Genomic DNA, 14,867 nt, shown 5'->3' on the forward strand with positions numbered 1-14,867 from the left:
GGGGTGGATGATGATCGTCGCCGTAGTCGTCCTGGTAACGGCGGGGTTCGCCATTTACCGCCTGCACGGGATCTTTGGTGCGCATCACAAAGAGGCGGCAAACAGCGGCATCTCCAACCAGATCGTGCCGTTCAATCCCAAGAACGTTGTCCTCGAAGTCTTCGGTGCGCCCGGTGCGGTCGCCACCATCGGCTACCTCGACGTCAACGCCCAGCCGCAACAAGTTGCCAACGCGCCGCTGCCCTGGTCCATCACGCTCACCACCACCGAACCCGCGGTGCTGGGAAACGTTGTGGCACAGGGTAACGGCAGCTTCCTGGGTTGCCGTATCACCGTGGATGGCAAGGTCAAAGACGAACGGACCGTGCATACCCACGACGCCTACACCTTCTGCCTGGACAAATCCGGATGAGCGAGACTACGTCGACCTCGAGTACCGAGAAGCTGCCGCGCATACCGCACGCCATCCGCCGGTTGTCGGTGCCGATCCTGCTGCTGTGGATCGCGCTGGCTGCGGTCACCAACGCGGCGTTCCCGCAACTGGAGGAAGTCGGCAAGACCCACAACGTCGCGCTCAGTTCGCCGGACATGGCGTCGTTGCAGGCCACCAAACGAATCGGCCAGGCATTCAAGGAATTCGACACCGACAGCACCGCGATGGTCGTCCTGGAGGGTGACAACCCCCTGGGCGCCGAAGCGCATCACTACTACGACACGTTGATCCGCAAGATCGAGCAGGACCACAAACACGTCCAGCACGTCCAGGACTTCTGGGGAGACACGCTGACCGCGGCGGGATCGCAGAGCACCGACGGCAAGGCGGCCTATGTGCAGCTGAATCTGGCCGGAGACCAAGGCTCCGCGCTGGCCAACGAATCCGTCGGCGCCGTGCGCGACATCGTCGAACACACCCCGGCGCCGGCCGGAATCAAGACCTATGTCACCGGGGCGGCGCCGATCATCTCCGACCAGTTCGACGTGGGCAGCAAGGGAACTGCCAAGGTCACCTCGATCACCGTCGGTGTGATCGCCTTGATGCTGCTGTTTGTCTACCGGTCATTTATGACCATGCTGCTGGTGCTGGTGACGGTGCTGATCGAAATGGCCGCCGCTCGCGGCATCGTCGCCGTTCTCGGCAACGCCGGGATCATCGGCCTGTCGACCTACGCGACCAATCTGCTGACCCTGCTGGTTATCGCTGCGGGAACCGACTACGCGATCTTTGTCGTCGGCCGCTACCAAGAATCCCGAACGGCAGGTGAGGATCGAGAAGCCGCCTACTACACCATGTTTCGCGGGACGGCCCACATCGTGCTGGGTTCGGGGCTGACGGTGGCGGGCGCGGTGTTCTGCCTGAGTTTCACCCGGCTTCCTTATTTCCAGAGCCTCGGTATTCCCGCGGCGCTGGGCATTCTCGTCGCACTCGCGGCCGCACTCACCCTGTCGCCGGCCGTGCTGACCCTGGGCGCCGCCGCGGGCATGTTCGAACCCAAACGCAAAATGCGGACCCGTGGCTGGCGGCGTATCGGCACCGCCATTGTCCGCTGGCCCGGCCCGGTTCTGACCGTGGCCTGCGCCCTGGCCTTCGTCGGCCTGCTCACCCTGCCCGGCTACAAGACCAGCTACGACACCCGGCCCTATATGCCGGCCAGCGCACCAGCCAACGTCGGATACGCTGCGGCCGAACGACATTTCTCGAGGGCGCGGCTGGAGCCCGAGTTGCTGATGATGGAAACCGATCGCGACATGCGCAACCCAGCTGACATGCTGGTTCTTGACCGGGTGGCCAAGGCGGTGTTCCACGTGCCCGGCATCGCGCAGGTCCAAACCATCACCAGGCCATTGGGCACTCCGCTCACCCACACCTCGCTGGCGTTTCAGATGAGCGCGCAGAGCGCCAACCAGATCGAAAACCTGCAATACCAACGAGACCGGGCTGACGACATGTTGCGGCAGGCCGGCGAGTTGTCGAACTCGATCGACATTCTGCGCCAGCAGTACACCCTGCAGCAGGACTTGGCGACCATCACGCACAGCGAAGCGCAGAGCTTCCGCGACACGGTCGCCACCATGAACGACCTGCGCGACAAGATCGCCAACTTCGACGACTTCTTCCGGCCCCTGCGCAACTACTTCTATTGGGAGAAACACTGTTTCGACATCCCGGCCTGCTATGCGATCCGATCGGTGCTGGACGCGTTGGACGGTATCGACCAGCTCACCTCGAAGTTCGAAGACCTCACCGCGACGTTGGGCAAACTCGATGCGCTGCAACCGAAACTGGTGGCGCTGATACCCCAGCAGATCGCCAGCCAGCAGACCAACCACGACCTGACGATGACGAATTATGCGACGCTGTCCGGAATTTACGCGCAGACCGCAGCCGCCATCGAAAACGCCACAGCGCTCGGACGTGCGTTCGACGAAGCCAAGAACGACGATACGTTCTACCTGCCGCCGGAGGTCTTCACCAACCCCGAGTTCAAGCGCGGCCTCAAGCTGTTCCTCTCACCCGACGGCAAGGCCGTCCGGATGATCGTCACTCATGAAGGCGATCCGGCTACGCCGGAAGGTATTTCACACATCGAACCGATCAGAAAAGCCGCCCACGAAGCGGTCAAGGGGACCCCGCTGGCCGATGCACGGTTCTACCTGGGCGGTACCGCGTCCACCTACGCCGACGTGCAGGAGTCCGCTAAGTACGACCTGATGATCGCCGGAATCGCCGCACTGAGCCTGATTCTGCTGATCATGATGCTGCTGACGCGAAGCCTGGTCGCGGCGCTGGTGATCGTCGGAACGGTGGCCCTGTCGCTGGGCGCGTCGTTCGGGTTGTCGGTGCTGGTGTGGCAGTACATGTTCGGCATCAAGCTGTACTGGGTGGTGCTGGCGCTGGCCGTCATCCTGCTGCTGGCGGTGGGGTCGGACTACAACCTGCTGCTGATATCCCGGTTCCGGGAAGAGATCGGCGCCGGGCTGAAGACCGGGATCATCCGCGCGATGGCCGGGACCGGTTCGGTGGTTACGTCCGCGGGCCTGGTATTCGCAGTCACCATGTGCGCGTTCCTGTTCAGTGGATTTCAGGTGCTCGGTCAGATCGGCACCACAATCGGGCTCGGGCTACTGTTCGACACGCTGATCGTGCGATCGTTCATGACGCCGTCGATCGCGACGTTGCTAGGGCGGTGGTTCTGGTGGCCGCAGCGGGTGCGCCCGCGTCCGGCCAGCTCGATGCTGCGACCCTACGGGCCGCGTCCCGCGGTGCGGCAGCTGCTGCTCTGGGAGGACGACGACCCGGTGGCGATGTCCGGAAAAGCCGGCTGAGGGCTAACCGGTTGAGCGGTTTGCGATGGTCCCGTTCGCCGACGGGGGCGCCGCCCGATCAGCGCAGCATGGTGGCCACGATCCCGGCCAGGTAACCCAACCGGGCGACCTCGGAAGGACGGAATTCAGGGCCGGGGCGACCCAGCACCACCGCGGTGTGCGGGTCTCCCAGCGGGGCCGCGACCATGGTCATGTCCATGTCACGCCATGCCTTCGGCACCCACTCGCCGTCGCTGTCCAGCGGCACGGCCCGCTCGAGTGGCAGCCACGGTGCCGAATCCGCCTTGGTCTCCGGGGCGCCCGGACTAGCGGCCAGGCGATGCAGCTCGCCGCCCGCGCTGCGCAACACCGTGCACCAGCTGACGCGCAGCACCCGCGGCGCCTGGTCGGCCAGCGTCTGCAGCTTCGACGCCCGATCGCCGGCCGCGGCGACATGGTCGAGCAGCTCCAGCTCACGGTGTGCCTCCAGCAGACCGGTGTGCGGACGGACGCTGTCCACTCGCACGCCGGTCAACGCCTCGGCGGCCGTGATCAGCGTGTCCGGCATCGCGCCTGGGGGCAGCTCGATCACCAGGTCGTCGATCGCGTACCCGGCCGCGCGCTCCACCACGTCCAACGACAGAATGTCGGCGCCCACCGAGCCCAGCGCCACAGCGAGCGACCCCAGGCTGCCTGGTCGGTCGATCAACTCGATGCGCAACAGGTATGAGGGCACGGCCAACACTGTTGCACAGCGGCGCGCGCGTGGCATATCGGCGGGGACGGGCGTGACCTTCGGCGGTCCCGGCGTCGGCCGCATCCGTTGGTCCCTACTAGGCTTTTCGCTCGTGTCCCAGATCTCCCGCGACGAGGTGGCCCACCTGGCCCGGCTGGCCCGGCTGGCGCTGACCGACGACGAGCTGGACAGCTTCGCCGGCCAGCTCGACGCCATCATCAGCCACGTCAGCCAGATTCAAGCCGTTGACGTCACCGGTGTCGAGGCCACCGACAATCCCCTCAAAGACATCTTCCGAAACCTCGATGTCACCCGGCCGGACGAACCCCGGCCGTCCCTGACCCAGCCAGAGGCGCTCGCCGCCGCGCCCGAAGCCGTCGATGGGCGCTTCGCCGTACCGCAGATCCTCGGGGAGAGTCAGTGACGGACATCATCCGGCTCGACGCGGCCACGCTGGCCGCCAAGATCGCGGCCAAAGAATTGTCATCCACCGAGATCACCCAGGCTTGCCTGGACCAGATCGCGGCGACCGACGACCGGTACGGCGCCTTCCTGCACGTGGCCGCCGACGCCGCGCTAGCGGCCGCGGCCGCCGTCGACGAGAAGGTGGCCGCCGGCGAGCAGCTGCCCTCGGCGCTGGCCGGGGTGCCGTTGGCCCTCAAAGACGTGTTCACCACCGTCGACATGCCCACGACCTGCGGCTCCAAGATCCTGGAAGGCTGGCGCTCGCCCTACGACGCCACGTTGACCACGCGGCTCCGCCGGGCCGGCATCCCGATTCTGGGCAAGACCAACATGGACGAGTTCGCGATGGGCTCGTCCACCGAGAACTGCGCCTACGGCGTCACCCGCAACCCCTGGGATGTCGAGCGTGTTCCCGGCGGTTCCGGCGGGGGCAGCGCGGCGGCGCTGGCCGCGTTCCAGGCGCCGCTGGCGATCGGTTCGGACACCGGGGGCTCCATCCGTCAACCGGCCGCGCTGACCGCGACCGTGGGCGTCAAACCCACCTACGGGACTGTGTCTCGCTACGGGCTGGTCGCGTGCGCATCGTCACTGGATCAGGGCGGGCCGTGTGCGCGCACCGTCCTGGACACCGCGCTGCTGCACCAGGTGATCGCCGGGCACGACCCGTGCGACTCCACATCCGTCGACGCGCAAGTGCCCGACGTCGTCGCCGCTGCCCGAGCCGGCGCCGGCGGCGACCTCGATGGCGTGCGGGTCGGCGTGGTGCGCCAGCTGCACAGCGGCGAGGGCTACCAGGCCGGGGTGCTGGCCTCATTCGAGGCCGCCGTCGAACAGCTCAAGGAACTGGGCGCGGAGGTCAGCGAGGTCGACTGCCCGCACTTCGATTACGCGCTGCCCGCCTATTACCTGATCCTGCCGTCGGAAGTGTCGAGCAACCTGGCCCGCTTCGACGCGATGCGTTACGGGCTGCGAGTTGGCGACGACGGCACCCACAGTGCCGAGGAAGTGATGGCGATGACGCGGGCCGCCGGCTTCGGGCCAGAAGTCAAGCGCCGCATCATGATCGGCACCTACGCGCTGTCGGCAGGCTACTACGACGCCTACTACAACCAGGCGCAGAAGGTACGCACCCTGATCGCCCGGGACCTCGATGCGGCGTACCAGTCCGTCGACGTCCTGGTTTCTCCGGCAACCCCGACTACCGCGTTCCGGCTCGGTGAGAAGGTCGACGACCCGCTGGCGATGTACCTGTTCGACCTTTGCACGCTGCCACTGAACCTTGCCGGCCACTGCGGCATGTCGGTGCCGTCGGGGCTGTCCCCGGACGACGGTCTGCCAGTGGGCCTACAAATCATGGCACCCGCATTGGCCGACGACCGGATCTACCGGGTTGGCGCTGCCTACGAAGCTGCCCGCGGCGTACTGCCCACCGCGGTCTAGTCCGTCTGCTCGCGCTATCCGTCCCTCCGCAGGGCAAGATATGGGGCATGCGCATCGGAGTACTCACGGGCGGCGGCGACTGTCCCGGCCTCAACGCAGTCATTCGGGCGGTAGTGCGTACTTGCGACGCGCGGTACGGCTCCTCGGTGGTCGGGTTCCAGGACGGCTGGCGGGGTCTACTGGAAAACCGGCGCATGCAGCTCAAGAACGACGACCGCAACGACCGCCTGCTGGCCAAGGGCGGCACCATGCTGGGCACCGCGCGCGTGCACCCCGACAAGCTGCGCGCCGGGCTGGACCAGATCAAGGAAACCCTGGACGAGAACGGCATCGACGTACTCATCCCGATCGGCGGTGAGGGCACGCTGACCGCAGCGCACTGGCTCTCTCAGGAAAACGTTCCGGTGGTCGGCGTCCCCAAGACCATCGACAACGACATCGATTGCACCGACGTCACTTTCGGCCATGACACCGCATTGACGGTGGCCACCGACGCTATCGACCGTCTGCACAGCACCGCCGAATCCCACCAGCGGGTCATGCTGGTCGAGGTGATGGGCCGGCACGCCGGATGGATTGCGCTGAACGCCGGCCTGGCGTCCGGTGCACATATGACGCTGATCCCCGAGCAGCCGTTCGACGTCGAGGAAGTGTGTCGACTAGTGAAACGTCGTTTCCAGCGCGGAGATTCGCATTTCATTTGTGTGGTCGCCGAGGGCGCCAAGCCCGTGGAGGGCTCAATCGCATTGCGCGAGGGTGGGCTTGACGAGTTCGGTCACGAGAAGTTCACCGGCGTGGCGGCGCAACTCGGCGCCGAGGTGGAGAAGCGGATCAACAAGGACGTGCGAGTGACGGTGCTCGGTCACGTCCAGCGCGGGGGTTCGCCCACGGCCTACGACAGGGTGCTGGCCACCCGGTTCGGGGTCAACGCCGCCGACGCGGCGCATGCCGGGGAGTACGGGCAGATGGTGTCGCTGCGCGGTCAGGACATCGGGCGGGTGGCGTTGGGTGACGCCGTGCGGCAACTCAAGTTGGTGCCCGAGAGCCGTTACGACGACGCCGCAGCCTTCTTCGGTTGACATTGGCGGCGGCCGTTAGCCATCCCTTTGTCCGGGCTTAAACCTCGAGCAGGTTTTTGTTTTATAAGAACCGGTTATAGGTCATATATGAGTAACCGCGGTCGGGTGCGCGGAACCCTCGAGCAGGCGCCCAAGCCGGTGTGGCGGGAGCCGCATGCCTGGTGGGTCAATGTGGACACCGGTGCCGCGACTGAGCCACAACCCTGCCGTCGAGATCGGCAAATGCCCAGCTTAGGGGCTTCTCAGCCGCCGCCCACGGCGGCTGCCTCGGCACCTCCCACGTTGGCGCCGCCGGCGCCGGCAGTGACACCGCCGCCAATTCGCCGCGAACGTGGCGGACTGGCACTGGACGGTGTAGAACGCCTGACCGTCCGGGACCCGTCGCACCGCAGCTGGCGCGACTGCATCTCGCGCTACGCGGGCATCGACCTGGGACCTGGCCGCGAAGAGGCGCATCTGAGCGCGCTGCAAGCACAGGTCGGCGCGTCCATCGGCGGCGCATTTCCCATCGCCGTTCTGAACCTCAAGGGTGGCGTCGGCAAGACCGTGGTGGTCGAAACGCTCGGCTCGACATTCGCCAGTCTGCGCGGCGACCGGGTCATCGCAGTCGACATCGATTCTGGGGACCTGTCGGATCGGCACGGGCGCCGCAACGCTTTGACCATGGCCGACCTGATCCGGGACCGTACCGTCGCCCGCTACGACGATGTGCGCGCCCACACCTATATGAACAGTGCGGGGCTGGAGGTGCTGGGTCCGCCGGACTACGCGAAAAGCCGTTGGAGCGTCACCCGCCAGGATTTCGTCAAGGCGTACTCGATCCTGCGGAGCTACTACTCCCTGGTATTGGTGGATTGCCCGAAGACGCTGAAGTCCGACCTGATGGAGGCGGTGCTGCGGGAAGCTCGAGCCCTGGTGATCGTCACCAGCACCAGCATCGATGCGGTCCAGAAAACTCGTACCACGCTAGAGTGGTTGAGCAACAACGGATATCGAGGACTGATCGCGTCGACGGTATGTGCAGTCAACCAGGTCGACGGAGCAAAACCGACGCCCTTGGTGGTCAAGGAACTGGAGCAGTTGTCCACTCAAGTCGGTGCCAGCGTGTCGCTGCCATTCGATCGGCATGTGCATCAGGGCAAAGAGATCGGGCTGGACCGGGTCAGTCGACAAACCAGGCGCGCCTACCTGGAACTGGCCGGGGAGCTAGCGCGTATGTTTCCCCGCCGGTAGGCGGCCGACACCGGCCCCAGCGCTGGGTTTCAAGGCGTAATCCGCAACCCACTAGGATCGGTCTCTATGACCGTTGCTGGGGCTGACCTGCTGGATTATGACGAGGTCATCGAACGTTTCGACCCGGTGCTCGGGCTCGAGGTACACGTCGAGCTGTCCACCGCCACCAAGATGTTCTGTGGCTGCGCCACGGCATTCGGCGCCGAGCCCAACACCCAGGTATGTCCGGTGTGCCTGGGCCTGCCGGGTTCGCTGCCAGTGCTCAACCGAACCGCGGTGGAGTCCGCGATCCGGATCGGGCTAGCGCTGAACTGCGAGATCGTGCCGTGGTGCCGGTTCGCCCGGAAGAATTACTTTTACCCGGACATGCCGAAGAACTACCAGATTTCGCAGTACGACGAGCCGATCGCGATCAACGGTTACCTCGACGCCCCGCTCGAAGACGGCACCACCTGGCGGGTTGACATCGAGCGTGCACACATGGAGGAAGACACCGGCAAGCTCACCCATATCGGCAGCGAGACCGGCCGCATCCATGGCGCCACCACCTCATTGATCGACTACAACCGCGCCGGAGTGCCGTTGATCGAGATCGTCACCAAACCCATCGTGGGGGCCGGGAATAGAGCGCCGCAGATTGCGCGTGCCTATGTGACGGCATTGCGAGACCTGTTGCGCTCGCTGGACGTATCCGATGTCCGGATGGATCAGGGCTCGATGCGTTGCGACTCCAATGTTTCGCTGATGGCGAAGGGGGCGGCCGAGTTCGGCACTCGCACCGAGACGAAGAACGTCAACTCGCTCAAGAGCGTCGAGGTGGCCGTGCGCTACGAGATGCAACGCCAGGCAGCCGTATTGCTGGCCGGCGGCCAAATCGTCCAAGAAACCAGGCACTTTCACGAGGCCGGTTACACAAGCCCCGGCCGCGCCAAGGAGACCGCGCAGGACTATCGGTACTTCCCCGAGCCCGACCTAGAACCCGTCGCGCCCAGCCGTGAGCTGGTGGAGCAACTGCGCCAAACGATTCCGGAGCTACCGTGGTTGAGCCGCAAGCGGATTCAGGACGAGTGGGGCGTCTCCGACGAGGTGATGCGCGACCTGGTCAACGCCGGGGCGGTGGAACTGGTGGCCGCGACCGTCAAGCACGGGGCCGCCAGCAGGGAGGCGCGGTCCTGGTGGGGGAACTACCTGGTGCAGAAAGCCAATGAGGCCGGCGTCGGGCTGGACGAACTGGCCATCACGCCGGCTCAGGTTGCCGCGGTGATCGCGCTGGTCGACGAAGGCAAGTTGTCCAACAAGCTGGCCCGCGAAGTGGTGGAAGGGGTGCTGGCCGGGGAAGGGGAACCCGTGCAGGTGATGTCGGCACGGGGTCTGGAACTGGTGCGCGACGACTCAGTGACCCAGGCCGCGGTCGACGAGGCGCTGGCCGCCAATCCTGATGTGGCGGAGAAGATCCGCGGCGGCAAGGTGGCTGCGGCGGGCGCGATCGTGGGTGCGGTGATGAAGGCCACCCGCGGCCAGGCCGACGCGGCTCGGGTGCGAGAACTGGTGCTGGCGGCCTGCGGGCAAGGGTAATTCAGCGCAGCCGATGATCTTGGGCGGCAATGGTTCTGGTCATCTTCCAGTAGTCGACGATCCGCCAGGGCAGCAGCACGTAGACGTTGCCGTCGGCGGCCTTGTACCACGAGTTCTCGATACAGGGATGCCCCCACATCAACGTGGCCATCTCAGCCTGCAACGCTTCGGCGTAGTGTTCGTAGGCGATGGCCGTTGGCTCGATACTGGTATGCCCGCCCTCAATCACGGTGCGCAGTGCCTCGCCGATGTAGCGCATTTGCAGTTCGGACATCAACATGACGCTGCCGGCGTGGGCCAGCCCGGTACCCGGGCCCATCATGATGAAGAAATTAGGAAAGCCGGGAATGGAAACACCGTTGTAGGCGACCGGTTTCCCGTTCCATAGGTCGTGTAGCGCGAGCCCGTCGCGGCCGACGATCTGCATCGGCCACAGCACCTCGTTGGCCCGAAAGCCGGTGGCTAGCACAATCACATCGACTTCGTAACAGCCATTGCCCGTGTAGACCGACGTGGCGTCGATCTCGTGGATCGGGTCACGCACGAGCTCGACGTGCGGGCGGGTCAGACAGCGCAGCCAACTGCCGTTGTCCTGCAGCATCCGCTTGGCCATCGGCGGGTAAGCGGGGGTGACGGCGTCGATCAGTTCGGGATGCTGGCCTAGTTGGCTCTCGATCCACTTGGTGAACACCTCGCGGCGCGCCGCACTGGCTTTGTTTGCGGTGCGTGGAAAGTCGGGCCAGTCGGGGTCGGCGCGCACCAGCTCGAGTAATTGATCGCTGGACTGCCACATCAGCATGAACCGGTACCAGCGGGAGTATCCGGGTAGATGCTCCATCGCCCACCGCTCGCCGGCGGTGACCTTGCTGTGATAGCGAGGGTTGGGTGCCATCCACTGCGGGGTGCGCTGGAAGACCACGAGTTGTTGCACTTCGTCGACGATGGCGGGGCCGATCTGAAAGCCGCTGGCGCCGGCGCCAATCAGTGCGACCCGCTTGCCGGTGAGGTCGACGCTGTGATTCCAACGGGCGGAATGGAACACCGGCCCGGCGAAGTGATCCAGGTTCGGCAGCGCCGGGATGGCCGGACGGTTGAGGATACCGACACTGGAGATCACGGCATTGGCCGACCGCGTCAATTCGGTGCCGTCGGCGGCGCGCATTGTCACGGTCCACCGGGCTTCGGCGTCGTTCCATTCGGCTCTGATCACCTCGTGGCGCCACCGCACATGTTCGCCGATACCGTGTTCTTCCATGAGTTTTCGGAAGTAGGAGTGCAATTCGGGTTGGCGGGTGTAGTAGTCGCTGAACTGGTCATTACGCTCGAACGAATACGAGTAGTAGTGGCTGGCGACGTCGACCCGGCACCCCGGGTAGGTGTTCTCCAGCCAGGTGCCGCCCACGTCGTCGTTCTTGTCGATGACCTCGAACGCGATCCCGGCCTCTTTCAGGCGGATGCCAGCCAGCAATCCGGATTCGCCGCATCCGATCACCAGTACCGAAAAGTTCTCCGGTACCGCAATATTCGGATCCAGGATGATGGCGCGCGGATTGGCGGCGGACAAGTCCAGCTCCTCGGTGTACAGGGCCGCGTAGTCGTCGGGCACCGGGGTGCAGGCAATCCAGTCCATGATCTCGCGGATGGTCGCGGTGTCGGGTGGTTCCGGCGGGGGGCAACCCGCATCGCGCCACGTACAGATAACTTTGATTGCGTCGCGGCGCAATTGGTCTTTGTCGGCCGCGTCGAGGCAGCCCTGGAACTCGTTGACGACGAACTGTCGCGGCCGGATCGGTCCGCGCAACAACGAGACATCACCAGTCAGCTGGACGGCGGAAGCGATCAGCGCCGGCACCGAGACTTGAGTCAGTGCCGCGACGATCGCTGCATCGTCGTCGGTGATCGGTGTGGTGACCAGATGTCGCGCGGGGTCGGGGAGTGGCGTCATGGCAGCCTTTCGGAATGGCACGATTGAGTGTCTAATATGGCACTTATAAGTGTCAATCGTGTGCCCGGGCGTATTCTCGGGCGATGGCCGCCCCCCGCCCCGGATCACTGGCCGACGCCAAGCGGCAGGCGGCAGTTGACCACATCCTGGCTGCCGCGCGACGCCTCGTCCTCGGCAAAGGTCTGGACGTCACCATGGACGACCTGGCCGAAGTGAGCGGGGCCAGCCGTCGCACCCTGTTTCGGCACTTCACCAGCCGCGACAAGCTAATCGCGGCGGCCTTCGACGCCGGCATCGTCGACTACCGACACCAGCTGCCGCGCTTCGAAGGCGACCTGACCAACTGGCTGCGCGAGACTTGCGACAGCGCCCACCGGATGAACGCGACGATCGGCCCCGGCTTCTTCGAGCTAGCGTCGCGCCAGGACCTCTCCCCAGAGCTGGCCGCTGCAGAAACCAAGCGCCTCAACGAGTTTCGGGGAGCGATGACCGATATCTGCGTCACGTTGTGGCGCGCCGGCGGCCACCAAAGCGATCCACCGGCATCGTTGTACACGACTGTCTGCGCCCATCTGAGTCCGCACTTCACCGCAGCGCTGATGATCGATGCGGGGCAAACTTGGGCTGCGGCAGCCGAGTTGGCCTACCTTGCCATCGAGTCTGCGATGCACCGCGCGATTGATTCATGATGGGTGGCGTGACACACGACGGATTGGACCGGCTGACCGAGCAGATGGACACCGCGATCCTGGTGGTGACGACCCAGGCGGATGGCCAACGATCTGGTTGCGTCGTCGGCTTCGCGACCCAGGCCAGCATCAACCCACCGCGACTATTGGTGTGCCTGTCACGCACCAATCACACCTTCGGCGTCGCCGCCCGATCCGACCACCTCGCGGTGCACCTTCTGGCCCACCGCGACATGGCGCTGGCTGAACTTTTCGGTGGCGAAACCGACGATGAGATCGACAAATTCGACCGCTGCACATGGCATCGGGGTCCGCAACAGATGCCGATTCTCACCAACGCGATCGGCTGGCTAGTGGGCAGGACAGTCGAGCGCGTCGAGTTCGGTGACCACGTCGGCTATTTGCTGGCGCCCGTCGACGCCTGGTTTGCCGACAGGGACGACGATCCGCTGCGCTTCTCCGACGTCATGGACATCGATCCCGGCCACGATCCGTAGCGCGTCCCGGCCGGATCACGATTGCGTCCGAAGAATGTCGTAACCGGTGGTCGAGGACGCATCATGGTGTGGTGACCGCAGAACCGTTCGACGACCTGATGTCGATGCTGGACTCCCCGGTGTTCCTGGTGACCACCCAGGCCGACGGTCAGGCGTCGGGCTGCGTGGTCGCCTTCGCCACCCAGACCAGCGTCCAGCCGCCCAGCTTCATGATTGGTCTGCCGTCGCACAGCCCCACCCATCAGGTGGCGTGTCGCTCCGATTTCCTGGCGGTGCACGTGCTGGCACGGCACAAGCAGGTGCTGGCCGAATTGTTCGCACGCCAGGTCGACGGCACCGACACGTTCGCGCACTGCTCCTGGCGCGGCGGACCCGCGGGCATGCCGATCCTCGACGACGCCGCGGCCTGGTTCGTGGCGCGGATATTGAGCCGCAGCGAGGTGGGCGATCACGTCGCCTACCTGCTGGATCCGGTCGCCGCCTGGGCTCCCGAGAGTGCCGAGGAGTTGCTCTATCTGTCCGACCTCGACGAGGACGACCTCGAACCCGGCCAGGAGGCGCCGCAGCGGTTATACGACGGCAAGCGCGCCGACGGGACCGGCCGCTACGGGATGCGCTTCACCCTCGACGTCCCCTGAGTCGCCGGCACTGGCCCGTCAGGTCTTGTCGTCGTTATTGCGTGGGAAGCCGCCACCCTGCGGGAACAACGGGAACACCACGTCGTCGAGCTTCTCGGCGTCGCCGGCGGTTCGATTCACCGTGGCACCCCAGACGTTGCCATCCGGCGACATCCGCAGTGCCCAGGCGTGGGCGTGGCTGTCCTTGCGGACGACGTCGGGCTCGCCGGTCACCGCGCCCGTCTTCGCTGCGAGCCGGACCGCCACGGTCAGCTTGGTGTTGATCAGGTTGACCAGCACCGTCCCGTCCATGGCCGCGCAGCCGGCAACCCCAGGCTTGTCCGGCCAGGTCCACACTGTGGACACCTCGGACTTCTTCGTGATGCGCTGCAACCGGTCGGCGCTGGGCGTGCGATCGGCGACGTAGAGCGAGCCGTCGACAGGATCGATGCACAGGCCGCCACCTGAGCCGATGCCCGACAACGCCGTCGTCGGCGGGGCCTGACCCAGTGTGGTTGGCTGCTCGATGCGTAAAACCTTGCCCGCCAACGAATTGGGGTCAGCAGCCAGCGCCGGATTGCCGGCATCGCCGGTCATCACCACCAGAGTCGTGGGGCTGGTGAAGATCAGCGCTCCGGTGTTGCCCGTCGCGCCCTTGGGGATCCCGGTCAGGATGTCCTTGGGAACGTCGCCCTCGGCGATGCGGATAACCCGATTGTCAGTCGGAGTGCTGACGTAGGCGTACATCAAGCGGTCCTGCGAGAAGGTGGGCGACAGCACGATGTCCATCAGGCCGCCGTCTCCAGACGGATCGACCGGGATGACCATCTTCACCTTGGGCTCGGCACTGACCGAGATCTCCTTGACCGCGCCGGTGGTGCGCTCGGCGACCAGCGCGGTCTTGCTGTCGACGCCCATGATCAAGCCGCTGGTGCTCTCTAGGCAGCCCTGCATCACCCCCGGCGCCGGGCAGGCCTTGGGGAACGGCGTGGGCGGCAACGGCGGCGGCGGAGGAGGTGTCGAGCTGGGCTGGGGCTTGAGTTCCGGGACGGTCGTGAACGGTTGTGACTGGGCGTCGTTGAAGCGTGCGCAGCCGCTCGACACCAGCACCGCCGCGCACAGCGCAGCGAGCGCGCATCGAACCGACCGCCGTATCCGCATGCCCGACAGGCTACCTGTCGGTCATACCGCGACTCGCTGCCAACTGCGCTGCTGAACACCAGGGCGCCCCATCCCGTGGCCACCGACCAACCCACGAGCGGGGGCGGGCATTGCTCGTCGAACTGCG

At 65.5% G+C, this 14,867-nt stretch carries 13 protein-coding genes; 10 read left to right on the forward strand and 3 right to left on the reverse strand.

Annotation, left to right across the window (positions count from 1 at the left end; all coding sequences use genetic code 11):
• The first annotated feature begins 7 nt into the window (after positions 1-7).
• Both H0P51_RS09295 and H0P51_RS09300 read left to right on the forward strand, forming a co-directional pair.
• Positions 8-412: an MmpS family transport accessory protein gene (locus H0P51_RS09295; RefSeq protein ID WP_246398522.1), complete on the forward strand. Its 405-nt coding sequence runs from the start codon at positions 8-10 to the stop codon at positions 410-412.
• On the forward strand, positions 409-3,324 hold the full coding sequence (locus tag H0P51_RS09300) for an MMPL/RND family transporter (RefSeq protein WP_180917642.1): 2,916 nt from the start codon (positions 409-411) through the stop codon (positions 3,322-3,324). Before H0P51_RS09295 ends, H0P51_RS09300 begins: the two co-directional genes overlap by 4 nt.
• 58 nt (positions 3,325-3,382) lie before the next feature.
• On the opposite strand, the gene H0P51_RS09305 is transcribed toward H0P51_RS09300, so the two are convergent.
• Positions 3,383-4,039 (reverse strand): ACT domain-containing protein, encoded by a 657-nt coding sequence (locus H0P51_RS09305; protein ID WP_180917643.1) that lies wholly within the window; start codon positions 4,037-4,039, stop codon positions 3,383-3,385.
• Between the two features lie 112 nt (positions 4,040-4,151).
• Between H0P51_RS09305 and gatC the strand changes: the two genes are divergently transcribed.
• The 5 genes from gatC to gatB all read left to right on the forward strand — a co-directional run bounded on the left by gatC (position 4,152) and on the right by gatB (position 9,831).
• The gene (gene gatC, locus H0P51_RS09310; RefSeq protein ID WP_180917644.1) at positions 4,152-4,463 is read left to right on the forward strand and encodes an Asp-tRNA(Asn)/Glu-tRNA(Gln) amidotransferase subunit GatC; all 312 of its coding nucleotides are present in this window, start codon (positions 4,152-4,154) and stop codon (positions 4,461-4,463) included.
• Positions 4,460-5,944 (forward strand): Asp-tRNA(Asn)/Glu-tRNA(Gln) amidotransferase subunit GatA, encoded by a 1,485-nt coding sequence (gatA, locus tag H0P51_RS09315; RefSeq protein ID WP_180917645.1) that lies wholly within the window; start codon positions 4,460-4,462, stop codon positions 5,942-5,944. Before gatC ends, gatA begins: the two co-directional genes overlap by 4 nt.
• Before the next feature lie 47 nt (positions 5,945-5,991).
• Complete coding sequence (locus H0P51_RS09320) at positions 5,992-7,023, forward strand: ATP-dependent 6-phosphofructokinase (RefSeq protein WP_180917646.1); 1,032 nt, start codon at positions 5,992-5,994, stop codon at positions 7,021-7,023.
• An 87-nt stretch (positions 7,024-7,110) separates the two neighbouring features.
• Positions 7,111-8,256, forward strand: coding sequence for a MinD/ParA family ATP-binding protein (locus H0P51_RS09325; protein ID WP_180917647.1), 1,146 nt, complete (start codon positions 7,111-7,113; stop codon positions 8,254-8,256).
• A gap of 66 nt (positions 8,257-8,322) precedes the next feature.
• Entirely contained in the window at positions 8,323-9,831 is a 1,509-nt protein-coding gene (gatB, locus tag H0P51_RS09330) for an Asp-tRNA(Asn)/Glu-tRNA(Gln) amidotransferase subunit GatB (protein ID WP_180917648.1), read from the forward strand.
• Between the two features lies 1 nt (position 9,832).
• Here the strand turns inward: gatB and H0P51_RS09335 are convergent, their stop codons facing one another.
• Positions 9,833-11,797 (reverse strand): flavin-containing monooxygenase, encoded by a 1,965-nt coding sequence (locus tag H0P51_RS09335; RefSeq protein ID WP_343061780.1) that lies wholly within the window; start codon positions 11,795-11,797, stop codon positions 9,833-9,835.
• 62 nt (positions 11,798-11,859) lie between these two features.
• Here H0P51_RS09335 and H0P51_RS09340 point away from each other — a divergent pair, with 62 nt between their 5' ends.
• The 3 genes from H0P51_RS09340 to H0P51_RS09350 all read left to right on the forward strand — a co-directional run bounded on the left by H0P51_RS09340 (position 11,860) and on the right by H0P51_RS09350 (position 13,600).
• Complete coding sequence (locus tag H0P51_RS09340) at positions 11,860-12,465, forward strand: TetR/AcrR family transcriptional regulator (RefSeq protein ID WP_180917649.1); 606 nt, start codon at positions 11,860-11,862, stop codon at positions 12,463-12,465.
• Positions 12,465-12,962: a flavin reductase family protein gene (locus H0P51_RS09345; RefSeq protein ID WP_180917650.1), complete on the forward strand. Its 498-nt coding sequence runs from the start codon at positions 12,465-12,467 to the stop codon at positions 12,960-12,962. The genes H0P51_RS09340 and H0P51_RS09345 overlap by 1 nt, the downstream gene beginning before the upstream one ends.
• A gap of 98 nt (positions 12,963-13,060) precedes the next feature.
• Complete coding sequence (locus tag H0P51_RS09350; RefSeq protein WP_180918851.1) at positions 13,061-13,600, forward strand: flavin reductase family protein; 540 nt, start codon at positions 13,061-13,063, stop codon at positions 13,598-13,600.
• A gap of 18 nt (positions 13,601-13,618) precedes the next feature.
• Here the strand turns inward: H0P51_RS09350 and H0P51_RS09355 are convergent, their stop codons facing one another.
• Positions 13,619-14,740: a PQQ-dependent sugar dehydrogenase gene (locus H0P51_RS09355; protein WP_180917651.1), complete on the reverse strand. Its 1,122-nt coding sequence runs from the start codon at positions 14,738-14,740 to the stop codon at positions 13,619-13,621.
• Positions 14,741-14,867 lie beyond the last annotated feature (127 nt).

It is taken from the genome of Mycobacterium vicinigordonae (genome assembly GCF_013466425.1).
GTDB classification, from domain to species: domain Bacteria; phylum Actinomycetota; class Actinomycetes; order Mycobacteriales; family Mycobacteriaceae; genus Mycobacterium; species Mycobacterium vicinigordonae.